The 24,407-nt window shown below is 73.2% G+C and carries 18 protein-coding genes; 10 read left to right on the top strand and 8 right to left on the bottom strand.

Annotation, left to right across the window (positions count from 1 at the left end; translation table 11 throughout):
• Positions 1-103 precede the first annotated feature (103 nt).
• Positions 104-592: a YbaK/EbsC family protein gene (locus ACIBEF_RS15780; RefSeq protein WP_396794011.1), complete on the bottom strand. Its 489-nt coding sequence runs from the start codon at positions 590-592 to the stop codon at positions 104-106.
• A gap of 445 nt (positions 593-1,037) precedes the next feature.
• Here ACIBEF_RS15780 and ACIBEF_RS15775 point away from each other — a divergent pair, with 445 nt between their 5' ends.
• The 9 genes from ACIBEF_RS15775 (at position 1,038) to ACIBEF_RS15735 (ending at position 11,605) form a co-directional block, all read left to right on the top strand.
• On the top strand, positions 1,038-1,487 hold the full coding sequence (locus ACIBEF_RS15775) for an SAV_6107 family HEPN domain-containing protein (RefSeq protein WP_007463070.1): 450 nt from the start codon (positions 1,038-1,040) through the stop codon (positions 1,485-1,487).
• A gap of 102 nt (positions 1,488-1,589) precedes the next feature.
• Positions 1,590-2,315 (top strand): hypothetical protein, encoded by a 726-nt coding sequence (locus tag ACIBEF_RS15770; protein ID WP_355007688.1) that lies wholly within the window; start codon positions 1,590-1,592, stop codon positions 2,313-2,315.
• Positions 2,312-3,874, top strand: coding sequence for a DNA polymerase Y family protein (locus ACIBEF_RS15765; RefSeq protein WP_396794010.1), 1,563 nt, complete (start codon positions 2,312-2,314; stop codon positions 3,872-3,874). The genes ACIBEF_RS15770 and ACIBEF_RS15765 overlap by 4 nt, the downstream gene beginning before the upstream one ends.
• A gap of 243 nt (positions 3,875-4,117) precedes the next feature.
• Complete coding sequence (locus tag ACIBEF_RS15760; RefSeq protein ID WP_396794048.1) at positions 4,118-7,486, top strand: error-prone DNA polymerase; 3,369 nt, start codon at positions 4,118-4,120, stop codon at positions 7,484-7,486.
• A gap of 93 nt (positions 7,487-7,579) precedes the next feature.
• Positions 7,580-7,756, top strand: a complete 177-nt coding sequence (locus tag ACIBEF_RS15755; protein ID WP_167492956.1) for a hypothetical protein — start codon at positions 7,580-7,582, stop codon at positions 7,754-7,756.
• Between the two features lie 74 nt (positions 7,757-7,830).
• Positions 7,831-8,598, top strand: coding sequence for a methyltransferase domain-containing protein (locus ACIBEF_RS15750; RefSeq protein ID WP_396794009.1), 768 nt, complete (start codon positions 7,831-7,833; stop codon positions 8,596-8,598).
• On the top strand, positions 8,595-9,767 hold the full coding sequence (locus ACIBEF_RS15745; RefSeq protein ID WP_396794008.1) for an alkaline phosphatase family protein: 1,173 nt from the start codon (positions 8,595-8,597) through the stop codon (positions 9,765-9,767). The genes ACIBEF_RS15750 and ACIBEF_RS15745 overlap by 4 nt, the downstream gene beginning before the upstream one ends.
• A 63-nt stretch (positions 9,768-9,830) precedes the next feature.
• Positions 9,831-11,090 (top strand): DNA polymerase IV, encoded by a 1,260-nt coding sequence (locus ACIBEF_RS15740; protein WP_357234869.1) that lies wholly within the window; start codon positions 9,831-9,833, stop codon positions 11,088-11,090.
• Between the two features lie 116 nt (positions 11,091-11,206).
• Positions 11,207-11,605: a DUF3040 domain-containing protein gene (locus ACIBEF_RS15735; protein ID WP_396794007.1), complete on the top strand. Its 399-nt coding sequence runs from the start codon at positions 11,207-11,209 to the stop codon at positions 11,603-11,605.
• A 359-nt stretch (positions 11,606-11,964) separates the two neighbouring features.
• On the opposite strand, the gene ACIBEF_RS15730 is transcribed toward ACIBEF_RS15735, so the two are convergent.
• The 3 genes from ACIBEF_RS15730 to ACIBEF_RS15720 are packed head-to-tail and all read right to left on the bottom strand — an operon-like array spanning position 11,965 to position 16,808.
• Entirely contained in the window at positions 11,965-14,436 is a 2,472-nt protein-coding gene (locus tag ACIBEF_RS15730; protein ID WP_396794006.1) for a DUF3488 and DUF4129 domain-containing transglutaminase family protein, read from the bottom strand.
• A 16-nt stretch (positions 14,437-14,452) separates the two neighbouring features.
• Positions 14,453-15,751, bottom strand: a complete 1,299-nt coding sequence (locus ACIBEF_RS15725; RefSeq protein ID WP_355007682.1) for a DUF58 domain-containing protein — start codon at positions 15,749-15,751, stop codon at positions 14,453-14,455.
• A gap of 1 nt (position 15,752) precedes the next feature.
• Positions 15,753-16,808, bottom strand: a complete 1,056-nt coding sequence (locus ACIBEF_RS15720; RefSeq protein ID WP_355007681.1) for a MoxR family ATPase — start codon at positions 16,806-16,808, stop codon at positions 15,753-15,755.
• Between the two features lie 402 nt (positions 16,809-17,210).
• Here ACIBEF_RS15720 and leuS point away from each other — a divergent pair, with 402 nt between their 5' ends.
• Positions 17,211-20,051: a leucine--tRNA ligase gene (gene leuS, locus ACIBEF_RS15715; protein WP_396794005.1), complete on the top strand. Its 2,841-nt coding sequence runs from the start codon at positions 17,211-17,213 to the stop codon at positions 20,049-20,051.
• 154 nt (positions 20,052-20,205) lie between these two features.
• On the opposite strand, the gene ACIBEF_RS15710 is transcribed toward leuS, so the two are convergent.
• From ACIBEF_RS15710 to ACIBEF_RS15695, 4 genes are all read right to left on the bottom strand, one after another.
• On the bottom strand, positions 20,206-21,423 hold the full coding sequence (locus ACIBEF_RS15710; protein ID WP_396794004.1) for a hypothetical protein: 1,218 nt from the start codon (positions 21,421-21,423) through the stop codon (positions 20,206-20,208).
• Positions 21,424-21,566: 143 nt separating this feature from the next.
• Positions 21,567-22,250, bottom strand: coding sequence for a TVP38/TMEM64 family protein (locus ACIBEF_RS15705; protein ID WP_396794003.1), 684 nt, complete (start codon positions 22,248-22,250; stop codon positions 21,567-21,569).
• Positions 22,247-22,966, bottom strand: coding sequence for a glutamine amidotransferase (locus tag ACIBEF_RS15700; protein ID WP_355007678.1), 720 nt, complete (start codon positions 22,964-22,966; stop codon positions 22,247-22,249). Before ACIBEF_RS15700 ends, ACIBEF_RS15705 begins: the two co-directional genes overlap by 4 nt.
• Positions 22,956-24,203, bottom strand: coding sequence for a MurT ligase domain-containing protein (locus tag ACIBEF_RS15695; RefSeq protein WP_396794047.1), 1,248 nt, complete (start codon positions 24,201-24,203; stop codon positions 22,956-22,958). Before ACIBEF_RS15695 ends, ACIBEF_RS15700 begins: the two co-directional genes overlap by 11 nt.
• Positions 24,204-24,407 lie beyond the last annotated feature (204 nt).

Raw genomic sequence — 24,407 nt, 5'->3', positions numbered from 1 at the left:
CCGCTGTGCCTGCTGGTTCGCTCGCTCCGCTCGTTTGCGCCACCGCTTCGCGGCGGTGCGAACGTGTCGCTGCTGTGCCTGCTGGTTCGCTCGCTCCGCTCGCTCACGCCACCTCGGCGGGGGTGCCGGCGGTGACCCGCAACAGCTCGGGGTAGGTGGTCGGGAAGACCGCCTGGGTTACGCCGCCCGCGGCCCAGATCTCCGGGTACGCCGCCAGCGCCGTGTCCACCAGGGTGCGCAGCGGGTACGGGTGCCCGAGTGGGGCGACCCCGCCGATCGGCTGCCCGGTGTGGGCCCGGACGAACTCCGGGGTGGCCCGACGCAGTCGGGTGACGCCGATCGATGCCGCCAGGCCGGCGGTGTCGACCCGGTGTGCGCCGGAGGTGAGGACGAGCAACGGCGTGTCGTCCGCGTCGAAGATCAGTGAGTTGGCGATCTGGCCGACCTCGACGTCGAGCGCCTCGGCGGCCGCCGCGGCGGTGTGCACCGCGTCGGGCAGCAGACGGACCACGCTGGGCTCACCGGCGCCGTCGAGGGTGCCGGCGGCGGTGAGCGCGTCCTGCACCGCCCGTACGTTCGGGTGTGGCTGCATCCCGCCATTCTTCCCGGTCCGTTGGTGGCCGGTTCAGTCGGCCGGCACGCTCGGCGCGTCACACGTTGCATTTTCGTCGGAGGGGAGGTGTACTGTCAGCAGCAGTTAGAACGAGTGTTCGATTGCCTCGAACGCCCGTTCCAACCAGCCGGAGCGCGGCGTTTCGCGGCGCCACCTCCGGGCGGTGCGGCTCCGCGGGCCGCACCTGGGTTTCCGGGCAGTCGCGAGCCTGGTCCCAATTAGGCAGGAGCGTCGCTCGCCGCCCACGACCCCCGGGCGGCGGGCGACGCACCCGCCGGTCCGCCGGCCGGGTGTGGTGTGGGGAAGCATCCACACCCGGCCGGCCACACCCGGTGCGTCTTCCTCCGCACCACCCGACCTCGGCGTCTCGTCGGTGGCATCAGCCGCCGCAGTGACGTCTCGGCCACGTGGAGGAGAGACACCCATGCCGACCAACCCGGCTCAGGCACCGACGGTGCCGGCGCACGTGCTGCCGCACCGCACCCCCGCCCAACTCCTCACGTTGGCCCGCCGTGGGCTGGTCGAGGCCGGCCAGACCCGACCTGACGGCCTGCGCTACGCGGCTGCCCACCTGGCCGCCCTGCGCGCGGCGGCAGCTCTGCTCGCCGCCCGGGCCCGCCCCGCGCCGAGTCGACGCAACCGGATCACCAGCGTCTGGGTCCTCCTCTGCGCTGTCGCTCCGGAGCTCGACGAGTGGTCCCGGTTCTTCGCCGCGGGGGCCAGCAAGCGCGCCGCCGCCGAGGCCGGCATCCCCCGGGTGGTCAGCGCCCGGGAGGCCGACGATCTGCTCCGCGCTGCCGAACAGTTCGTCACGGTGGTGGAAACCGCGCTCGGCGTGGCCCACCAACCGGCCCTGGACGGCCTCGCCGCCTGATCCCGCCGTGCCACCGGCCGCCCCGCGAGGGGAGCCGGGCGGCCGGTGGCACGGCGTGCCGATCCTGATCTGATCCACAGCAACGACGGGGGAGTTGGTCCAATGGCGGGCCGCATGGTGGCTGGTTCCGCCGCGCTGGCCGATCTGGTGCGCCCGGCGAGCGCGCCCGACCCGGTCGGTGGCCACCGGGTGCTGCCGGTGGTGCCCGAGCTGACCGGTCTGTTGCCCAACCGGGGCCTGCGCCGGGGCAGCACCATCGCGGTCGCCGCCGGCCAGCCCCGCCGCAGCGGTGGCACCTCGCTGATGCTGGCCCTGCTCGCCGAGGCGTCCCGGGCCGGCTCGTGGTGCGCCGTGGTCGGGGTGCCGACGTTCGGCGCGGGCGCGGCGGCTGAGCTGGGCATCGCCCTGGACCGGCTGGCCCTGGTGCCGAACCCCGGCCCCGAGTGGGCCACCGTGGTCGCCGCGCTGATCGACGGGGTGGACGTCGTGGTCACCACCGTGCCGGCCTCGGTCTCCGCCTCGGTCGCCACCCGGTTGGCCGCCCGGGCCCGGCAGCGCGGCAGCGTGCTCGTCCCGTACGGCCGGTGGGACGGCGCGGACGTGACGCTGCAGGTGGTCCGGGGAGTCTGGGAGGGTCTCGGGCTGGGCCGGGGGCGGTTGCGCCGCCGGGAGATCACCGTCTCGGCGCGCGGGCGCGGGGCGGCTGCCCGGCCCAAGGAGATCAAGGTCTGGCTCCCGGGTGACGAGTTGACCCGGGTGATCCCTCGTACGCTGCCGTCGCCCGTGGGTCGATCGGCCGCGCCACTCGCGCTGGTCGGTCAGGGGTGACCGGCGCGCCGGCACGCACGCTGCTGCTGTGGTGCCCGGACTGGCCGGTGCTCGCCGCCGAGATCGTCGACGGGGTGCCGGCGACCGGCCCGGTCGCCGTGCTGCACGCCAACCGGGTGGTCGCCTGCTCCGAGCAGGCCCGCGCCGAGGGGGTGCGTCGAGGTCTGCGCAAGCGGGAGGCACAGGGGCGCTGTCCGCAGCTCACCGTCGTGGAGTACGACCCCGGCCGGGACGCCCGGGCGTTCGAACCGGTGGTCGCCGCGGTGGAGGAGTTGGTCGCCGGTGTCGAGGTGGTCCGTCCGGGCGCCTGCGCGGTGGCCGCCCGGGGGCCGGGCCGTTACCTCGGCGGCGAGGAGGCGGCCGCTGAGCGGATCATCGAGCATGTGGCGCAGTCGTGCCTGGTGGAGAGCCAGGTCGGCATCGCCGACGGGGTGTTCGCGGCCGGGTTGGCCGCTCGCGCCGGCCGGGTGGTGGCACCGGGTGGGACACCGGAGTTCCTGGCCGGGTTGCCGGTCGAGGCGCTCGGGCGGTCGGCGCTCGCCGACCTGCTGCGCCGGCTGGGAGTACGCACCCTCGGCGACTTCGCCGCCCTGCCGGCCGGCGACGTGCTGGCCCGGTTCGGGTTCGACGGTGCGCTGGCTCACCGGCTGGCCGCCGGGCGGGACCACCGCCCACTCGCCGTCCGGCAGCCGCCGGCCGACCTGACGGTGACCGCGGAGTACGACGACCCGATCGACCGGGTCGACGCGGCGGCGTTCGTGGCCCGGGCGCTGGCCGAGCAGCTGCACGAGCGGCTGGCCGGGCACGGCCTGGCCTGCACCCGGCTCGGCATCGAGGCGGTCACCGAGCACGGGCAGGAGCTGCACCGGGTGTGGCGGCACGACGGCCTGCTCACCGCCGCGGCCATCGCCGACCGGGTGCGCTGGCAGCTCGACGGGTGGCTCTCCGGCAGCAACGGCCGCGCCGGTGCCCGACCGGCCCGGCCGACGGCCGGCATCATCCGGCTGCGACTGATCCCGGACGGGGTGATCGCCCAGGCCGGTCTGCAGGCCGGCCTCTGGGGGGAGACCGGTGAGGAGCGGGAACGCGCGCACCGGGCGTTGAGCCGGGTGCAGGGCATCCTCGGCCCGGAGGCGGTGGTCACCGCGGTGCTCGGGGGTGGGCGCGCCCCGGCCGACCAGGTACGACTGGTGCCGTGGGGCGACGAACGCCTCCCGGCCCGGCCCGAAGCTCCGCCGTGGCCCGGCCGGCTGCCACCGCCCGCGCCCGCCGTGGTGCTGCCCAGTCCGCTCGCCGCGACCGTGCACGACGCCGCTGGCGAGCCGGTGGTGATCAGCGCGCGGTTGGCCGTGAGCGCCGCGCCCGCCCGACTGGTGGTCGGCACCGGTCAGCCAGCGGAGATCGTGGGTTGGGCCGGGCCGTGGCCGGTGGACGAGCGCTGGTGGGCGCCGGCCGAGGCCCGCCGTCGGGCCCGGTTCCAGGTCAGCCTGGCCGACGGTGCTGCCCTGCTGCTGGCCGTGGAGTCGGGGCAGTGGTTGGTGGAAGCGATCTATGACTAAGTCAGGTCGATCCCTGTCCGGCGTCGGCTGGCTCCGCGCTGGCCGGGGAGCAGATGTCCTGATGAGCGTGATGACTCACAGACATCTTGATGTCTGTGAGTCATCACGCTCATCGCACCTCTCGCCGCCGTCGGGGCGACCGCCGTCGTGTTCGTCGTCGACCCGGTCGCCCAGCATCCCTCGGCCGAGCAGTACCGGGCCGAGCAACGCGGCCGGAGCGGCCGGAGCGGCCGGAGCGGCCGGATGAGCTTCCACAACCCGAAGATGCCCTGGTCGGAGCTGGAGCGGGTGCTCTCCGGGCGGGCCGGAGACAAGCGGGGGAGCCGGGGCGAGCGGCACCTGCACGTGGTGGACCCGCTCGCCGTGGACGCCGATGGCGGCGACTCCCCGGCCTGGAGCCGCCGCCGGGAGCAGTACCAGCCACCGGAGCTGACCCGCCCCGACGGCGTGGTGCCCTACGCGGAGCTGCACGCGCACACCAACTTCAGCTTCCTCGACGGCGCCAGCCACCCGGAGGAGCTGGCCGAGGAGGCGGCCCGGCTGGGGCTCACCGCGCTCGCCGTCACCGACCACGACGGCTTCTACGGGGTGGTCCGCTTCGCCGAGGCAGCTCGTACGCTGGGCCTGCCGACCATCTTCGGCGCGGAGCTGTCCCTCGGCCTGCCCGGCCCGCAGAACGGCGAGCCCGACCCGCACGGCGCGCACCTGCTGGTGCTCGCGCACGGCCACGAGGGGTACGCCCGGCTGGCCACCACCATCGCCCGCGCCCAACTGCGCGGCGGGGAGAAGGGCCGCCCGGACTACGGGGACCTGGAGGAGGTCGCCGCCGAGCTGCGTGACCATGTGCTGGTGCTGACCGGCTGCCGCAAGGGGCACGTGCCGGGGGCGCTGCTCACCGAGGGGGTGGACGCGGCGGCCCGCGAGTTGGACCGGCTGACCGCGCTCTTCGGCGCGGAGACGGTGGCCGTGGAGCTGACCGACCACGGTCATCCCGTCGACGCCGACCGTAACGACGCGCTCGCCGAGCTGGCCGCCGCGGCCGGGTTGCCGACGGTGGCCAGCAACAACGTGCACTACGCCAGCCCCGGCCGGCGTCGGCTGGCCACCACCGTCGCCGCGGTCCGGGCCCGACGCAGCCTGGACGAGATCGACGGCTGGTTGCCCGCGGCGGCCACCGCCCACCTGCGCAGCGGCGCGGAGATGGCGGCCCGGTTCGCCGCGTACCCGGGTGCGGTGGCGCGGGCCGCCGAGTTCGGCGCCGAGTTGGCCTTCGACCTCCAACTCGTCGCGCCGCAGCTACCGGCGTACCCGGTGCCGCCGGGGCACACCGAGATGAGTTGGCTGCGGAAGCTGACAGCTGACGGGGCGCACGAGCGTTACGGGCCGCCGCAGGCGCACCCGACGGCGTACGCGCAACTCGAGCACGAACTGAACATGATCGAGGAGCTGGGTTTCCCCGGCTATTTCCTGGTGGTCTACGACATCGTCACGTTCTGCCGTGACCAGGACATCTACTGCCAGGGTCGGGGTTCGGCGGCCAACTCGGCGGTCTGCTACGCGTTGCGGATCACCAATGTGGACGCGGTCCGGCACCAACTGCTCTTCGAGCGGTTCCTCGCCCCGGAACGGGACGGCCCACCCGACATCGACGTGGACATCGAGTCCGACCGCCGGGAGGAGGTGATCCAGCACGTCTACACCCGTTACGGCCGGGAGCACGCCGCCCAGGTCGCCAACGTCATCTCCTACCGGCCCCGGTCGGCCGTGCGGGACGTGGCCAAGGCGTTCGGCTACTCCCCGGGGCAGCAGGACGCCTGGAGCAAGCAGATCGACAGGTGGGGTTCGGTCGCCACTGTCGATGTCGAGAACATCCCCGAGCAGGTGGTGGAGTACGCCAACGAGTTGCAGACGTTCCCGCGGCACCTGGGCATCCACTCCGGCGGCATGGTGATCTGCGACCGGCCGGTGATCGAGGTCTGCCCGGTGGAGTGGGGGCGGATGCCCGGGCGCAGCGTCCTGCAATGGGACAAGGACGACTGCGCCGCGGTGGGCCTGGTCAAGTTCGACCTGCTCGGCCTGGGCATGCTCTCCGCCCTGCACTACGGCTACGACATGATCGGGTCCCGGCTCGACCTGGGTGACATGACCCTGGACGACCCGGAGGTCTACGACATGCTCTGCCGGGCCGACTCGGTCGGAGTGTTCCAGGTGGAGAGTCGGGCCCAGATGGCCACCCTGCCCCGACTCAAGCCCCGCGAGTTCTACGACCTGGTGGTCGAGGTGGCGCTGATCCGTCCCGGCCCGATCCAGGGTGGCTCGGTGCATCCGTTCATCCGCCGCAAGAACGGCCAGGAACCGGTGACCTTCGCGCACCCGCTGATGCGCAACGCCCTGGAGAAGACCCTGGGTGTGCCGTTGTTCCAGGAGCAGCTGATGCAGCTCGCCATCGACCTGGCCGGCTTCGACGCGGCCGAGGCCGACCAGTTGCGCCGGGCGATGGGCGCCAAACGGTCGGTCGAGCGGATGACCCGGATCGCCGACCGGCTCTACGCCGGGATGGCGGAGCGGGGCATCACCGGTGAGCTGGCCGACGACGTCTATCGCAAACTCACCGCGTTCGCCAGCTACGGCTTCCCGGAGAGTCACGCGATGAGCTTCGCCTACCTGGTCTACGCCAGCTCCTGGCTCAAGCGTTACCACCCCGCGCCGTTCCTGGCCGCGCTGCTCAACGCCCAGCCGATGGGTTTCTACTCGCCGCAGACCCTGGTCGACGACGCCCGCCGGCACGGGGTGGAGGTCCGTCGTCCGGACATCAACGCCAGCGGGGCACTGGCGGTGCTGGAGTCCACCCCGGAGACCCGGTGGGGCAGCGGGCCGGGGGAGCCGCCGCACGCCTGGGGGCTGGGCGGCCCCGCCGTCCGGCTCGGCCTGTCCAGTGTGCGCACGCTCGGTGCCGACGTGGCCGAGCGGATCGAGGCCGAACGGGTCGCCGACGGGCCGTACCGGGACATGCCGGATGTGGCCCGGCGGCTCGGTCTCACCGCCGCGCAGTTGGAGGCGTTGGCCACCGCGGACGCCTTCGCCTGTTTCGGGCTGACCCGGCGGCAGGCGCTGTGGGCCGCCGGTGCGGCGGCCCAGGACCGACCGGGCCGGTTGCCCGGCACGGTGACCGGCGCGGCGGCGCCCACGCTGCCCGGGATGGAGGCGGTGGACCGGCTGGTCGCCGACGTGTGGGCCACCGGGTTGTCGCCGGAGAGCCACCCCGCCCGTTTCATCAGGGGTCAGCTCGACGTGCTCGGCGCGGTGCCGATCGCCCGGCTCGGCCGGGTGGAGCCGGGGCAACGGATCCGGGTCGGCGGCATCGTCACCCACCGGCAACGTCCGGCGACCGCGGGCGGGGTCACCTTCCTCAACCTGGAGGACGAGACGGGAATGCTCAACGTCACCTGTTCGCCGGGGCTGTGGCAGCGCTACCGGCGGGTGGCGCGGACCAGTGCCGCGCTGGTGGTCCGGGGGCGGTTGCAGCGGCACGAGGGGGTGACCAACCTGGTCGCCGACCGACTGGACGCCATCGAGCCACCGGTGCGTCCGGCCTCCCGGGACTTCCGCTGATTCAGTGATCCACATTACGGTTTCCCGAGCCGTCGAGCGGGAGACTCGTCCCGAGCGGGCAGAGCGGCCCGTGATCCGTGAGGGGGAACGACAGTGACGGGAAATCACGCGTACACCGGTGGAATCGCCAACGCCCGGCGGACCCGACTGGGCACCGGCTGGGTGCCGTCGCACCTCGCCGACCCCCGCGAGTACGAGGTGACGAACGGTCCGGTGGCCAACGAGCGCCGGTCCCGGGCGGAGGACGAGGCCGAGGGCACCGAGGCCTGACCGGCGCCGCGCCACGCACCGATCGGGCGTGTGGTGGGCGCCCCCGCCACACGCCCACACCACCACCGGGCCGAGTGACTAGGCTCGGCCGGGTGGAGCAGACCCGAGGCCGGTTCGCCGAGCCGCCGCTGACACCCCGCACCGCCGTGATCTGGTCGGTGCTCCGTGCCGAGCTGGACCGGCGCGGCGACGCCGAGCTCACAGTGCTGGACGTGGGCGGCGGCACCGGTGGTTTCGCCGTTCCGCTGGCCCGCGCCGGGCACCGGGTCACCGTCGTCGACGCCAGCCCCGATGCGCTCGCCGCGCTCACCCGCCGCGCCGCCGAGGCCGGGGTGGCCGACCGGATCGCCGCCGTGCAGGGCGACGGTGACGCCCTCGCCGGGTTGGTCGAGCCGGCCGGCGTCGACCTGGTGCTCTGCCACGCCGTCCTGGAGGTGGTCGACGACCCGACGCCGGTGGTGACCGCGCTGGCCACCGCGCTGCGCCCGGGTGGCGCGGCCAGTGTGCTGGTGGCCGGCCGGGCCGCTGCCGTGCTGGGCCGCGCGATGAACGGGCACCTGGACGTCGCGACCACCCTGGCCGCCGATCCGGCCGGCACCGCGGGCCCGCGCGACACGCTGCGCCGACGCTACGACGCCCCCGGCGCCGCCGCGCTGCTCGGCGCCGCCGGGCTGGTGGTCGAGGAGATCCACGGGGTACGTGTGCTGGCCGACCTGCTGCCGGCCGCTGTCGCCGACGGGCAGTCCACGGCCGTGGTCGAGCTGGAACGTGTGCTGGCCGCCCAACCGCCGTACCGGGACCTGGCCGCACAACTGCACCTGTTCGCCCGCCGGCCGGCATGATCGCCGAGGCCGGTGGCCAGCCGGCACCGCTGGAGGTCCTCGGGCCGGGCCACGGCGGCGGACGCCTCGCCGACGTGCTGCCCAGCGCGCTGGCCGTGCTCGGGGTGCCCGGCTCGACCGACCCGCTCGGGCTCCGGCCCGCGCTGGCCGGGGTACGCCGGATCGCGGTGCTGCTCGTCGACGGGCTCGGCTGGTACCAGCTACCGGTCGCGGCGCCGTACGCGCCGACTGTCGCCGGGCTCGCCGCGACCGTGGGCCGGCCGCTCATCGCCGGTTTCCCGTCCACCACCCCGACCAGCCTGGTGTCGCTGGGCACTGGTGTCGCGCCGGGCGCGCACGGCGTGCTCGGCTTCACCGTGCGGGTGCCCGGCACCGATCGGGTGCTCACCCACACCGACTGGGCCGCCGATCCGTCGCCGCTGTGCTGGCAGCCGGTGCCCACCCAGTTGGAGCGGGCCCGCGCCGCCGGGGTCACGACGAGCGTGGTGAGCCGGCCGGAGTTCGGCGGCAGCGGGCTGACAGTGGCCGCCAACCGGGGTGGCGACTTCCGGGGCGCCGCCGGCGCGGACGCGGTGGCCACCGCCATGCTGGCCGCGCTGGCCGCCGGGGCCGGGCCCACACTGGTCTCCGGCTACCACGCCGACCTGGACCGGCACGGCCACGTCAGCGGCGTCGACTCGGCACCCTGGCGGGTCGCCGCGACCGAGGTGGACGCCCTGGTCGCCCGACTGGTCGACGGGCTGCCGCCGGACGCGGCGCTGCTGGTGACCGCCGACCACGGGCAGCTCGACATCCCTGCCGGGCACCGCTTCGACCTGGATACTGATCCGCGACTGCGCGCTGGCGTGCGGCTGGTGGCCGGCGAGGCCCGGGTCCGCTACCTGCACGTCGAGCCGGGCGCGGTGGACGACGTGCGGGCCGCCTGGTCGGAGGTGCTGGGCGCCACGGCCCGGGTACGCACCCGCGACGAGATGGTGGCCACCGGCTGGTTCGGGCCGGTGGCCGAGGAGCACCTGGGTCGGATCGGCGACGTGGTGGTGATCTGCAACGACACGTACGCGGTCATGGCCAGTCGCACCGAGCGGCCGATGGCGTCGAAGTTGGTGGCCTACCACGGGTCGGACACCGCCGCGGAGTTGACCGTGCCGCTGCTGGTCGTCCGGGGCTGATCCCGAGGGCGGTTCGGCCCGCTGGCCGATGGTGGTGTCGTACCTCCGGGTTAACCTGCCGGGATGGGCCGCAGCCAGTCGTTGCCCCGGGGCGACGATCCGCGCTTCGGGCCGGACGCCGACGACTCCGCCAGCCCGATCCTGCACGTCGACATGGACGCCTTCTTCGCCGCCGTCGAGGTGCGCCGTCGCCCAGAGCTGCGTGGCCGGCCGGTGGTCGTCGGCGGTGTCGGCCCGCGCGGGGTGGTCAGCTCGGCCAGCTACGAGGCCCGCCGGTACGGCGTCCGCAGCGCGATGCCGACCAGTCAGGCCCGGGCCCGCTGCCCCCACGCGGTCTACCTGGCACCGGATTTCTCCGCCTACACGGCCGCCTCCCGGGCCGTCATGCAGATCTTCCGGGACGTCACGCCCCTGGTCGAGCCGCTCTCCCTCGACGAGGCGTTCCTCGACGTGACAGGTGCCCGTCGGCTCTTCGGCTCCCCGGCCACCATCGCTCGGCTGATCCGCCGCCGGGTCGCCGACGAGCAGGCGCTGACGTGCTCGGTCGGGGTGGCGCCGACAAAGTTCGTGGCCAAGCTGGGCTCCACCAGGGCCAAGCCGGACGGCATGCTGGTCGTGCCCCCGGGGCAGGTGCTCGATTTTCTGCACCCGCTGCCGGTGGACGCCCTGTGGGGGGTGGGGGAGCGCGCCGCTGAGGCGCTCCGCCGGCTCGGCCTGACCACAGTCGGCGACCTGGCCGAGGCGCCGGTGGGCATGCTCCGCCGAGCCGTCGGTGCCGCCTCGGCGTCACACCTGCACGAGTTGGCCTGGGGGCGCGACCCGCGCGGGGTCAGCCCCGAGCACGTCGACAAGTCGATCGGCGCCGAGGTGACCTTCGACGTCGACGTGGCCGACCCGTTGGAGATCCGCCGTGCGTTGCTGGCGCTCAGCGCGAAGGTCGGTGTCCGTTTGCGCGGCTCCGGGCAGGTCGGGCGCACCGTCTCACTCAAGGTCCGGCTGGCCGACTTCCGCACCGTCAGCCGGTCTCGCACCCTCGACGTTCCCACCGACACCGCCCGCGAGATGTTCGACACGGTCTGGGCGCTCTACACCGCATTGGACCCGGGCGAGCGGATCCGCCTCGTCGGTGTCCGGGTGGAAGGGCTCGCCCCGGCCCAAGGCGCACCCCGGCAACTCACCCTCGGCGCGCCCGAGCGCGGCTGGCGCGAAGCGGAAGCTGCCGCGGACGCCGCCGCTGCCCGTTTCGGGCGGTCCGTCATAGGTCCGGCCAGTCTGATGGGCGACCGTGATCCCCGTCGAAACGAAAATCCACCCCGCCCATAGGTCGTCCCGCTTTCCGACGCGCGACCCCCCTCGTAGACTTGCGGGTAAGCAGCCGGTTGGCTGCCACGGTCTGACGGCCCGAACGGGCCCGACCAACGTGACCGGGGAGGAGTGCCGTGCCGCTCTCGGAGCACGAGCAGCGGCTGTTCGAGCAGATCGAGCGGTCGCTTGCCGAGGACCCCAAATTCGCCTCGGCCGTGCGCGCCAGCGATCCGCGCTTCCATGCGCGGCGTCGCCTGCTCGTCGCCGCCGGCGTCATCATCGCTGGCTTGGCTCTACTGGTCTATGGCGCGGTGATCAAGACTCCACCACTGGCGGTGGCGGGCTTCGTCGTCATGCTGGCGTCGGCCGCGTTCGCGGTGCAGTCGCACCGGCGGTCGCAGTCACCCGACCTGCACGTGGTGGGCGGCACGACGAGTCGTCGTCGTCCCCGCGGTGGCCGATCCGGTCGCCGGTCGTCAATCCTGGACCGCATGGAGGACAGGTGGCGGCAGCGCCCGGAGGGGCACCGCTGAGCCGGTCCCGCTGCTGAAGCGGGCCGTACGCCGCGACGAGCGGTCGCCGGGCACAGCCCCCGGCGACCTCCGTCGTATCCGCACGCCCTCTACCGCTGCCCGCCCCGCCGGCCCCCGGCTGGGCCAGCCCCGCCGGCCCGGCTCGCGCCGCGCTGTCGCGCTGCCGCGCCGCTCGCCGGAAGCCGACGCATGATCAGGTGATGAAAAGTAGGTCGCTGCAACGTGCCGTGCCTACTTCTCATCACCTGATCTTGCTTCTCATCACCTGATCTTGGAGACGCTGAGCCGGGCGCAGGGATGCCGGCCGGGCCTGGGACGGCGGCGGGTGGGCCGCCGTCCCCTGCCAGGGAGCCGGTCGGTCAGCGAGCTGCCCGGCCGGCCAGCAGCCGTCGAGGGTTCCACCGCAGCAGTCGGTACCGGGCCTGCCCGGTGAGCGCCACCATCCGGCTGGAACTGTCGGCCATCGTGGTGCGCCAGCGCAGCAGCACCGAGGGCGGCAGCACGGCGGCGCGCAGGCGGGTCCGTCGGTCCGCCCGTGTCGCGAGCGCCGCACGGACCGCGCGCAGCGCCGGCAGCAACGGCTCACCGGTCAGCGGGTCCCGCGCGTAGCGGGCCCGCTCCTCCGCCCGGCCGAGCAGCCGCGCCGACCCGATCGCGTCGTCATCGTCGAGGGAGTCCCGGACCAGCCGGTCCGCGGTCGCCCTGGGCGTCTCGGTCGGATCGACCGGGACCCGGAAGTCCACAAGCGTGTCGAGCAGCTCCGCCCAGGCGGCGTGCGCGTCCGCGCGGGCCAGGTTGGCGTCCGCGCTGACCACCACCGGATGTGCCCCCGGCTCGCTGTCGCCGTCGACCCTGGCGGAGGCCATCGCCCCGCTCGCCGCGCGGCCACTGCGTCGGCGGCGCAGGGCCATCCGGCGCAGCGCGGGCACCGCGAGCAGCACCAGCAGGGCCACCAGCCCCGCTGCCCACCAGGGCCAGACCGGTGGCTGCTCGTTCGGCGTCGTCCCGCCGAGAGCGAGCCCGTCGTCGGTGTCCCGGTCGGCGTTGTCCGGGCCGGTCGACTCCGTCGAGGCGCCCGGGTCCGTCGGGGCGCTCGTGGCGCCGGAGCTCGGGCTGGGCGCCTCCGGCGCGTCAGTGTCCGGTGCCCAGGCCGACCGGGTGGAGCCGGGCACCCCGTACGCCGGGGTGGCGTCGAACGGCACCCAACCAGCCCCGTCGAAGTAGACCTCGGTCCAGGCGTGCAGGTTGAGGTTCGTCAGCGTGAAGGTGTCACCGTCGCGCTTGCTGCCGTTGGTGAACCCGAACGCCACCCGGGCCGGAATGCCGGCCGAGCGGACCAGCCAGGCCATCGCGGCGGCGTACTGCTGGCAGTAGCCCACCTTGTTGGTCAGGAAGTTGACGATGTCCTGACCGCTGCTGCCGCTCTCGGTGCTCAACCGGTAGCTGAAACCGTTGTCCGCCGAGAAGTGCTGGTAGATCGACAGCACCCGGTCGTAGTCCGTGCGCTTGCCCTGGATCAGCCCCTTGACCAGCTCCTCCACCTCGGGCACCGGCCCGGGGGTGGCGGTCATCTGTCGGCGTACGGGGTGCTCGGTCGGCAGTGATCGCGCGGCCCGCAACGCCTCGGGCGTGAAGGTCGAGCGGACGTAGTCGAAGGAGTACTTCCGGCCGCGGGAGTTCTCCCGGTTGGAGAAGACGACCTGCTGGTTGGTGTCGTAGAGCCAGTTGTCGCTGAGGTCGTCGGTGCGGGTCGGCTCGGCGTACACCGGCATCAGCGCCATGCTCAGGCTCTTGGTGACCTCGACGGTCGCCTTGTAGGTGGTCTGCTGGACGCCTGGACCGGCCCGGTCTGCCGGGTCCGGCAGGCTCCCGTTGACCGACCGGCCGCTGGGGTTGCGCGCCTGGAAACCAGCGGGGCGCAGCTCGTCGGCGACCGCGTAGCGCAGGTAGAACGGGCTCTGCTCGGACGTCTTCACCTTTACCAGGTCGGCTACCTGGGACTGGTTGAGCTGGCCGGCGAGCGAGGCGAACAGGTCGATCCGACCCGACGTGCCGCCCGAGCCGGACCCGTTGCCGGTGCCGTTGCCCGGCCCTCGGCTGAGCGAGTCGAGCAGCCCGCCGGTCATGCCGGGCACCGCCAGCGGCAGCACCACCGCCAGGGCCACCCCGACCGCCGCGAGCCGGCGGCCGGCGGACGCCAACGGAGAGGCCTCCCACACGTCGACGTCGCGGCCGTCACCGGTGAACCGCCGCCCGAAGCGGCGCACCCGGTCGACGTTGTCGGTGACCAGCAGCCAGAGGTAACCGGCGGCGCCCACCACGAACGGCACGGCGGGGACGCTGTCCACGTAGACGGCGACCGGCACCGAGTAGATGGCGAGCATCGGCAACCCCGCCAGTGCGGGCCGGCGCAGCCCCACGGCCAGCACGTCCACCAGCACGGCGACCCCGCCGACGCCGAGTACGGCGATGAACAGCAACGGGTCGGTGTCCGGGACCTCGACCCCGTACGAGCGCATGTCCTGCATGGAGCCGGCGAGCAGGTCGCCGAAGTACGCCAACGTGCCCGGGGTGGGCAGGATCGCGAACAGTTCCTGGCCGCTGGGGAACAACCAGGTCAGGGCGAGCATCAGCCCGGCCAGCATGCCCAGCACCTGACCCCACAGAGGTGCCCGGGCGAGGCGGGTCAGCGCGGCCACCCCGGCCACCACGGCGACCGCGATGATGGACTCGATCAACCATGTCCAGCCCTGGAAGATCGCCGACAGCGGCGCGGCGGCCAGCAGCGTGGCAGCGGCCGCCACCATGCCGATGTTCCGACTGCTGATCATGAGGGGAGCCTTCCGTTCATCGCACACCGCCGGCGACCGTCTCGGCCAGCGCGGCCCGCAGGGCGAACCCCTGGGCGCCCCGACCGACCTGCGGCCACAACGCCGGCAGCCGGCCGCCGTGGTCGACGCCGACCACCCGCCAGCCACTCTGCAACATGGCGAGAACGGCGGCGGCGTGGGCGTGCTCCGCCTCGCTGCGCGCCTTCTCCGGCAGGCTGAGCCAGGTGGAGCTGTTCAGGAGGAAGCCGACACAGGTGGCGCCGTTGCCCCGCAGCCCGGCCAGTACCTCGGCCTCGGCGACGCTCACCGTGCCGAACAGGCCGATGATCAGACCGCCGTCGGCGCGTTGGCGGACCCGCTGCACGAGGCCGGTGACCTCCGCACGCTGGTCCAGTCGGACCTCCGCGAGGTGATCGAGCAGCGTGCCGTCCCCGCCGGCCTCCGAGGCGTCCACATCTGCCCCCGAGCCGGTGACCAGGCGCAACTTGTAACCGGCCTGCCGCAGGTGGACGGCGATGCTCGCGGCGGCCGAGACCGACCACTCGAAACTGGCGGTCGGCCCCTCGCCCCGGTGGCCGTACGCCCGGGTGTCCAGGACGACGGTGGCGCGGCTCTCCCACGGTTGCTCCTCGCGGCGCACCATCAGCTCACCGGTGCGGGCGGTGGACTTCCAGTGCACCCGGCGCAGGTCGTCGCCGCGCCGGTACTCCCGGGTCGCCGCGTCGTCCTCGCCGTGCACCGCCACCGAACGGGCCCGGCTGTCGCCGCTGCCCGCGTACTCCCCGGGAAGCCGGACCGACGGCAGCGGGGTGACCTGCGGGATGACCGTCAGGTGGTCGGTGCTGGGGAAGGAGCGGGTGAGTTCACAGAGGCCGAACGGGTCGGTCATCCGGACGACCAGCGGGCCCACGTCGTAGCGGCCCCGAACGTCGGCCCGCACCGTGTACGCCACCGAGCTGGCCTGGTGTGCGCCGAGCCGCTCCAACACCACCCGGGGCCGGCTGCCCAGCGCGTAGGGCAGCCGGTCCTCCAGGAGCAGGGTGCCGGTCGGCAGCCGGGAGAGGTTCTGTAGGCGCAGCACCACCCGGGAGTTGGCGCCGACCGGAACCCGGTGCGGGTCCAGCGAACGGTTGCAGGCCAGCTTGTAGCGGCTCCGCCCGACGTAGGCGGCGGCCAGCAACGGCAGGATGGCCAACAGCACAGCCACCCGGAGCAGGTCCTTCTCGCCGAGGATGCCGGCTGAGATCGCCGCCGCGACCGCAGCGGCGAGGAAGGACCGCCCGCGGGTGGTCAGCCCGCGTAGCCCGGCACGCACGTCATGGCCTCCGCGGCTCGTAGGGTGCGCGACCGTTGCCGGTGGCGGGGGGCCGGGTGTCGTACGGATTGCGCTGCCTGTCGTGTGGCAGCGGCAGGCGGTGCACCAGCTCGGAGACGATCGCGTCGGTGGTGCGCCGGGCGAGCTGCGCGTCGGCGGTCGGGATGATCCGGTGGGCCAGCACCGGCACCGCCAGGGCCTGCAGATCGTCGGGGAGGACGTAGTCGCGGCCCTCCAGGGCGGCGACCGCCCGGGCGGTGCGCAACAGTTGCAGGGTCGCCCGGGGGGACGCGCCGAGCCGGAGGTCGGGGGCCTCGCGGGTGGCGGTGACCAGGTCGATCGCGTACTGCTTGACCGCGTCCGCCACGTGCACCTGCCGGACGGTGGCGATCAGCTGTCGGACGATGGCCGCGTCGGAGACCGCGCGCAGCTCGTGCAGCGGGTCGGTGCCGCCGTGCCCGTCGAGCATGGCCAGCTCGGCGTTGGAGTCCGGGTAACCCATCGCGATGCGGGCGGTGAACCGGTCGCGCTGCGCCTCCGGCAGCGGATAGGTCCCCTCCATCTCGATCGGGTTCTGGGTGGCGATCACCATGAACGGGGTCTGGAGCTGGTACGTCACCCCGTCGACGGTGACCTGCCGCTCCTCCATGCACTCCAGCAACGCCGACTGGGTCTTCGGCGAGGCCCGGTTGATCTCGTCGCCGACCACCAGGTTGGCGAACACGGCGCCGGGGCGGAACTCGAAGTCGTGCGTCTCCTGGTTGTAGACGCTGACCCCGGTGACGTCGCTGGGCAGCAGGTCGGGGGTGAACTGGATCCGTCGCACCGTGCAGTCGATGGACCGCGCGAGGGCCTTGGCAAGCTTGGTCTTGCCGACACCCGGGACGTCTTCGATCAGGAGGTGACCCTCGGCGAGCAGGACGGCCAGGGCGAGCCGCACGGTGGCGGTCTTACCCTCGATGACCTGCTCGATGTTGGCCACGATGGCCTCGCTGGCGGCTCGGAACTCGTCGTGCGGCAACAGGCCGCCCACCTCGTCCCAGGTCTGTTGTGTCACGGGCCTCCTCCTCGTCGCCGTCACGGCAGCTCTGTAGAGAGCACCTGGACCCGCCGTTGGGTTCGCGACGTCGAGCCTCGTTTGCCGCAGGAATCTCACTAGTCTCTCAGGCTAACCATGTTTGTCGTTATCGCCGACCCCCGCAGGTAGTCCGTCGGTTACGCACCGATATTCGCCAGCTCGGGGGAACGGGTCCGACACCGCCCGGGGGCCGGCAGGGCACACCGCGGAAGAGGTACACTGCGGGCATGGCCGGAGTCTTCCTGCTTCTTACCGGGCCGTGCTGATGCGCTGAACCCAGCGACAGCACGGCGGCCCCTCCTGCGCGAGGGGCTTTTTTGTGCCCTCCGCCGGCCCGGCCCGGTGGTGCCGAGACGAAGCGAAGCGAAGCGAGGAGAGACGATGAGTGAGGCAGCCGCACCGGCGGGCGACATCCCCCCGTTCCGGTACACCGCGGCCCTGGCCGACGAGATCGAGATCCGTTGGCAGGACACCTGGGCGCGCGAGGGCACCTTCCACGCACCGAACCCGACCGGCCCGCTGGCCGACCCGACCCACCCACGCGCCGGCGCGGAGAAGCTGTACGTGCTGGACATGTTCCCGTACCCCTCCGGAGCGGGCCTGCACGTCGGCCACCCGCTGGGCTACATCGGCACCGACTGTTACGCCCGCTACCAGCGGATGGCCGGCCGCAACGTGCTGCACGCGATGGGCTTCGACGCGTTCGGCCTGCCCGCCGAGCAGTACGCGGTGCAGACCGGCACCCACCCCCGGACCACCACCGTCGCGAACATCGAGCGGTACAAGGCGCAGCTGCGCCGGCTGGGGCTGGCGCACGACGAGCGCCGCTCGGTGGCCACCATCGACACCGACTTCTACCGCTGGACCCAGTGGATCTTCCTGCAGATCTTCAACTCCTGGTACGACCGCGACGCTGGCCGGGCCCGTCCGATCGCCGAGCTGATCGCCGAGTTCGAAGGCGGTAACCGGCCCACGCCGGACGGTCGCGCCTGGGCCGAGCTGAGCGTCGCCGAGCGCCGCCAGGTCGTCGACGACCACCGCCTGGCGTACGTCTCGCAGGCGCCGGTGAACTGGTGCCCGGGGCTGGGCACCGTGCTGGCCAACGAGGAGGTCACCGCCGACGGCCGTTCCGAGCGGGGCAACTTCCCGGTCTTCAAGCGCAACCTGAAGCAGTGGATGATGCGGATCACCGCCTACGGTGACCGGCTGCTGGACGACCTGGACAGCCTGGACTGGCCCGAGCCGATCAAGCTGATGCAGCGCAACTGGATCGGTCGCTCCCAGGGCGCGCACGTCGACTTCCCGACCAGCGCGGCACCGGTGCGGGTGTTCACGACCCGCCCGGACACCGTCTTCGGGGCCACCTACATGGTGCTGGCGCCCGAGCACGAGCTGGTCGACACGCTGGCCCCGGCCAACTGGCCGGACGGGACGAGGGACGCCTGGACCGGTGGGCACGCCAGCCCCTCCGAGGCCGTCGAGGCGTACCGCAAGGCGGCGGCCGCCAAGACCGACGTCGAGCGGCAGTCCGACACCAAGGAGAAGACCGGCGTCTTCATCGGCGCGTACGCCACCAACCCGGTCACCGGTGGGCAGATCCCGATCTTCATCGCCGACTACGTGCTGGCCGGCTACGGCACCGGCGCGATCATGGCGGTGCCGGCGCAGGACGAGCGGGACTGGGCGTTCGCCGAGGTCTTCGAGCTGCCCATCGTCCGTACCGTGCAGCCGGCGGAGGGCTTCGACGGCAAGGCGTACACCGGGGACGGCCCGGCGATCAACAGCGCCGCGCCCGAGCGCGGCCTGGACCTGAACGGCCTGGGGGTCGCCGACGCCAAGGCGGCGATCATCGCCTGGCTGGAGGCGAACGGGCACGGCACCGGCGCGGTGACCTACCGGCTGCGCGACTGGCTGTTCTCGCGGCAGCGTTACTGGGGCGAACCGTTCCCGATCGTCTACGACGAGACCGGCGCGGCCATCGCCCTGCCGGAGGAGATGCTGCCGGTCGAGCTGCCGGAGGTGGACGACTTCTCCCCGAAGACGTTCGACGCCGACGACGCCGGCAGCAACCCGGAGACCCCGCTGTCGCGGCGGCGCGACTGGGTCGAGGTCGAACTGGACCTGGGTGACGGGCCGAAGCGCTACACCCGGGAGACCAACGTGATGCCGCAGTGGGCCGGCTCCTGCTGGTACGAGCTGCGCTACCTGGACCCGATCAACAGCGAGCGGTTCGTCGACGCGGAGAACGAGCGGTACTGGATGGGCCCGCGCGCCGACGGCGACTGCGGCGGCACCGACCTGTACGTGGGTGGCGCCGAGCACGCCGTGCTGCACCTGCTGTACGCGCGGTTCTGGCACAAGGTGCTGTTCGACCTGGGGCACGTGTCGTCGTTCGAGCCGTTCCGCAAGCTGTTCAACCAGGGCATGATCCAGGCGTACGCGTACACCGACTCGCGCGGCAGCTACGTGCAGGCCGAGGACGTGGTCGAGCGCGACGGCGCGTACTACCTGGAAGACCTGGTGGTCAACCGCGAGTACGGCAAGATGGGCAAGTCGCTGAAGAACGTGGTGACCCCCGACGACATGTGCGCCGCGTACGGCGCGGACACCTTCCGGGTGTACGAGATGTCGATGGGCCCGCTGGAGGTCTCCCGCCCCTGGGAGACCCGGGCGGTGGTCGGGTCGTACCGGTTCCTGCAGCGGGTGTGGCGGGCCGTCGTCGACGAGCAGACCGGCGCGCTGCGGATCACCGAGGACCCGGCCGACGAGGCGACCCGCCGGCTGCTGCACACGGTGATCGACGGGGTCCGTGGTGACATGGACGGCATCCGGTTCAACACCGCGATCGCCAAGCTGATCCAGCTGACCAACGGGCTGACCGGCCTGTCGGCCACGCCCCGCGAGGTGGCCGAGCCGCTGGTGCTGATGGTCGCGCCGTTCGCCCCGCACCTGGCCGAGGAGCTGTGGCGCAAGCTGGGCCACGACACCTCGCTGACGTACGCGGACTACCCGACCGCCGATCCGGCTCTGCTGGTGGCCGACACGGTGACCTACCCGGTGCAGGTCAACGGCAAGGTCCGCGGCCGCGTCGAGGTCCCCGCCGACGCCTCCGAGGAGAGCGTCCGCGCGGCGGCCCTGGACGCGGTGGCGACGACCCTGAACGGCAAGGAGCCGCGCAAGGTCATCGTGGTCAAGGGCCGGATGGTCTCGGTCGTCGCCTGACAACGGTGCCCCGCGTCGTGAGCGGCACGCACCGTGACGTCCGCCGAAGCGAACACTGGAACGAGCGTGATGACTCAGAGACATCAAGATGTCTCTGAGTCATCACGCTCCGACTCGTCCGCCGTCCGTCTGACGCCCGGCGGCGACTCCTCGGTCAGGAGCACGAGGGCAGCGGTGCCATGCGGTCCAGGCGCAGCAGCGAGTACGCGTTCGGCTCTTCGGGGGTCGAGTTGTCGTCCGAGGCAACAAGCAGCGCCCCACCCGCGACCTCCGCGTGGACGTAGTCGGCGGTCAGTCGCACGTACGAGCCGGTCCGCAGGTCGGCCACGTACCAGCCCTGGTGGAATTCGAACACCACCAGGTCCCCGACGGCCATCGGCGAGGCAACCCGGTCGAAGGCGGCGACGCCCTGGGGCTCGACACCCGGTGGCAGCGCGGCAGTGGCGGGCGGAGGCGGCGAAGGGGCGGGCACCCGGAACACGCGGACCGGTGCCGTCCAGGCCGGTCGCCAGACGCTCAGGGTGCGACCGTCTCGCGACACCCAGGCCGTGGTCTGGCCGTCGGTGGTCACGCGGGTGGGGGCATCCGGCCGCGGACTCGGCTGCGGCACAGATGCAGCCTCCTGGTTCGGGCCGAGCGCATTCAGGCGGCCCGTGGCGCGATCGAACCAGAGCAGGTCGACGCCGTGGAACCCGACGCCGGTCACCGCGCCGGTGGCCACCGTCCGGACCGTCCCGGCAGCCAGGTCGTGCAGGACCAGTTCGGCCCTGTCCTCGCCGAGTGTCCGGGTGACGGCGAGCTTCCCGTCGCGCAGCCAGGGGCGGGCGGCGAGGTTCGCAGTGCCTGCGAGCTGCCGTGGCGCAGCATCCGACTCCGCGTCCCAGGCGAACAGTTCGGCGCCACCGCCACCGTGGGGCGCCGCCCGCCCGAGGTCGCTGCGGGCGTACACCAGCCAGCGCCCGTCGAAGACGGCCAACAGCGGGAAGGTGAACATGTCCGGCATGGTGGCCACCTCCCTCCGCCGGCCGTTCTCCTGCTGCCAGACGAGCGTCAGGGGGCCTTCACGCGTGACCGTCGCGAACGCCGAGCGGCCGTCCGGCGCCGGGGTGAGCGCGGCCCACCGCTCCCCGGGCTCCTGCGGCAGGCGACTGTCACGGATCGCGTCCTGCCAACTCGGTGGCATGGCGACCGGGCAGAAGTCGGCGAGCGGCGCAGCGGTCACCCGGGTCGCGGGAATTGCCTCGGCCGCTGCCGGCGACGACGAGGAGGCCGACGGGTCGCCCGCCGTGCACGCCGCGAGCAGCGCCGTCGCGAGGGCCGCAAGGAGGGCGACGGCCCGGGAGCCGATCCTGGCGCGGGGCAAGGGCTTCATGGCCGCAGACGCTAGATCGCGCTGGCGCTGCCCGATGCCCTGCCGGCGAGATCGTCGTCCGGCCGTTACCACCGCCGAACCGACAGCATCTGGTCATCGACGTCCGCAGCCGGCCCGGGTCTGCTCGGCCCTCCGCCGCGGGGTCAGACCGGCATACGGCGGCGTCGGCGTTCCGCGCGCCACCACTGGTGGACGAGCACGAGGCTGGCGATCAGGCCGAGGCTGGCCGGGGCGGCGGCGTACCAGTTGACGTGGCCGGGGGAGCTGACCGCAGCGCCGATCGCGGCGTACCCGAAGGCGGTCGGCGCGGACGCGATCACGCTGCCGGCCAGGAACGGCAGCACTCGGGCGCCGGTCGTGCCGTAGCCGTAGCTGACCAGGCCGAAGCCGGCGATCGGCAGCAGCCGGACGGTCACCACACCGACCACGCTCTGCCGGGCGAACCAGCCGTCGAGGCGGGCCAGCCGACCGCGGACCCGTTCGGCGACGAACTCCCGACCGAGCAACCGGCCGACAGTGAACCCGATCGCCGCCGCCACCAGCGCGGCGCCCAGGGCGTACGCGGCGCCTTCCAGCGGACCGAAGATCGCACCTGCGGCGAGCGTGATGAAGGTCCGGGGCACCAGCGCGACAAGCAGTAGCGCACCACCGAGGATCGCCGCCACCGGGGCGAGGTCGCCCAGCCGGTCGGCGACCAGCGGCAACTGCGCCGGATCCGGCCGGGGCACCAGCAGCAGCAGTAACCCGCACCCGCCGATCAGCAGCACGAGCAGGGCGAACCGGGCGGCCGACGGCTGCCGGAGCAGCCGCCGGACGGCACGGATCATGCCCGAGCGGCGGCCACCGCGGAGCGGCGCTCGTTGCGGAGCCGGTCCGACCAGGTGTCGTCCAACGGCGGGAGCTGGTGTGCCCCGGTGGCCCAGCGCAGCAGCAGGTCGGCCAGGGCCGGGTTGCGGGCCAGCGCCGGCCCGTGCGAGTAGGTGCCCAGCAGCTTGCCGCGCCACGCGCCCTCGGTGGCGCTGTCGTTGCCCACTCCGGCGGTGACCCGGGCCAGCGGGGAGACCTCCGGACCGAGGTGGGTGCGGCCGCCGTGGTTCTCGAAACCGGTCAGCGGGGGCAGGCCCAGCCGGGGGTCGATCTCACCGGCCAGCTCGCCCACGGCCCGGCTCTCACCCCGGTCGGAGTGCAGGTCGAGCAGCTCCAGCCCGCGGCACTGCACACCCTTGGCGAAGAACGAGGTGCCGAGCAGCTGGTAGCCGGCGCAGACGCCGAACACCACCGAGCCCTGCGCGACGGCGCGGTGCAGGCCGCCGTCGGCCAGCAGCCGCTGGGCGCCGAGCGCCTGCGGGCCGTCCTCGCCGCCACCGACCAGGTAGATGTCGGCGGTCGCGGGCAGCCGTTCGTCGGAGCGCACCTCCAGCACCTCGACCGGCATCCCACGCTGACGGGCCCGCCGGGCGAGGATCAGGGCGTTGCCCCGGTCTCCGTAGGTGGAGAGCAGGTCGGGGTAGATCCAGACGATGCGCAGACTCTCAGATGACACGGTCCAACTCCGCTCGGATGTCCTGGAACGCGGTGTAGTTCGCGATGACCTCCAGCCGCCCGGGCGGGACCGACCGGAGTGCGTCGTCGAACGTGCGGACGTGCTGGAACGGCACGTCGTTGACGTCCAGTCGAACCGCCAGGTCGTATGCCCGGTCGCCGGTGATCAACACCTGCCGGCCCCGGAGCGGGGCGAAGTCGACGTCGTAGAGCCAGGAGGTGTCCAGACCGTCGGGATCGCGCGCGTTGATGGAGAGCAGGGTCGGCGCGTTGGCGGCCATGTCGAACGCCTCCAGCCAACTGGCCGGGTTCTTGGCCAGCAGCAGCCGGATGTTGCGCCCGTCCTTGTCGACCTGCGCGTAACGGCCGGCCACCGAGGTGACGATGCCGAGGCGGGACACCGCGTCGACCGGGCGGACGCCGAACTCGGCGGCCACCGCCAGCGCTGTCGCCGCGTTGCCGAGGTTGACCTTGCCGGGCAGTTGGAGGGAGACCTTGTGCCAGGCGCCGGTCGGATCGAGCACGCCCTCGTCCTCGACGACCCAGTGCGGCTCCGGTCGGCGCAGCGGGCAGCCGGTGCACCACCACTGCTCGCCGGAGCGCTGGATGGTGGAGCCGCACTCCGGGCAGACCCAGGAGTCGTCGTGCCACCGTTGGCCGGCACTGAACCACGTCACGTGCGGCGGGTTGATGCCCCGGGCGGGGTCACCCGGTGGGGTGGCGGCCCACACGACCAGCGGGTCGTCGGCGTTGGCCACCACCCGTACGTTGGTGTGCCGGACCAGCGCCGCACGCCAGAGCTGCGCCATCATGGCGACCTCCTTGGCGCGGTCGAGCTGGTCGCGGGAGAGGTTCAGCAGCGCGACCACGTGCGGCTCGGTCGCCTCCAGCACCTGCGCCAGGTAGTGCTCGTCGACCTCCAGCACCGCGTACGGGGTGCTGCCGGCCTTGGCCAGCGCCGAGGTGTGCCCGCTGGGCATGTTGGCGCCGAACGAGTTGGTGGCGACCCGGCCGAGCACGCCGACCGCGGCGGAGGTCAACCGGGTGGTGGTGGTCTTGCCGTTGGTGCCGGAGACGAGCGCGATCGCGCGCCCGGCCGACAGGTGGGCGAGCAGGTCCGGGTCGATCTTGAGGCCGATCCACCCGCCGATCACTGAACCGTCGCCACGGCCGGCCGCCCGGGAGAGCGCCGCGGCGGTCCGTGACACGGAGCTGGCCACCTTGGCCCGTAGGGGCATTTTCGCGTCCGTCACGCGAGCGAGGTTACCGGACCGCCGGCCTCGCCAGATCGCCGCCGACGGTGAACCGTTCGGCCGTGGTGACCGCGCGGGCGGCCGGGTCGGCGTCCCCCGGACGGAGTCGATCAATGTCGGAAAGCGGACCACGCCGAGGGGCGGCTGAAGCCCTCCACTCCGCTCCACCCCCTGTGACGTGCGGTTTTG

Origin of the sequence: Micromonospora sp. NPDC050795 (assembly GCF_044456785.1) — a bacterium.
Lineage (GTDB): Bacteria > Actinomycetota > Actinomycetes > Mycobacteriales > Micromonosporaceae > Micromonospora.
This window is presented reverse-complemented; position numbering and strand designations above follow the sequence as displayed.

Excerpts from the sequence above, each read along its gene's own strand:
- ACIBEF_RS15780 (WP_396794011.1), bottom strand. The coding sequence starts at position 592 with ATGCAGCCACACCCGAACGTACGGGCGGTGCAGGACGCGCTCACCGCC.
- ACIBEF_RS15775 (WP_007463070.1), top strand. The coding sequence starts at position 1,038 with ATGCCGACCAACCCGGCTCAGGCACCGACGGTGCCGGCGCACGTGCTG.
- ACIBEF_RS15770 (WP_355007688.1), top strand. The coding sequence starts at position 1,590 with ATGGCGGGCCGCATGGTGGCTGGTTCCGCCGCGCTGGCCGATCTGGTG.
- ACIBEF_RS15760 (WP_396794048.1), top strand. The coding sequence starts at position 4,118 with ATGAGCTTCCACAACCCGAAGATGCCCTGGTCGGAGCTGGAGCGGGTG.
- ACIBEF_RS15745 (WP_396794008.1), top strand. The coding sequence starts at position 8,595 with ATGATCGCCGAGGCCGGTGGCCAGCCGGCACCGCTGGAGGTCCTCGGG.
- ACIBEF_RS15740 (WP_357234869.1), top strand. The coding sequence starts at position 9,831 with ATGGGCCGCAGCCAGTCGTTGCCCCGGGGCGACGATCCGCGCTTCGGG.
- ACIBEF_RS15730 (WP_396794006.1), bottom strand. The coding sequence starts at position 14,436 with ATGATCAGCAGTCGGAACATCGGCATGGTGGCGGCCGCTGCCACGCTG.
- leuS (WP_396794005.1), top strand. The coding sequence starts at position 17,211 with ATGAGTGAGGCAGCCGCACCGGCGGGCGACATCCCCCCGTTCCGGTAC.
- ACIBEF_RS15710 (WP_396794004.1), bottom strand. The coding sequence starts at position 21,423 with ATGAAGCCCTTGCCCCGCGCCAGGATCGGCTCCCGGGCCGTCGCCCTC.
- ACIBEF_RS15705 (WP_396794003.1), bottom strand. The coding sequence starts at position 22,250 with ATGATCCGTGCCGTCCGGCGGCTGCTCCGGCAGCCGTCGGCCGCCCGG.
- ACIBEF_RS15695 (WP_396794047.1), bottom strand. The coding sequence starts at position 24,203 with ATGCCCCTACGGGCCAAGGTGGCCAGCTCCGTGTCACGGACCGCCGCG.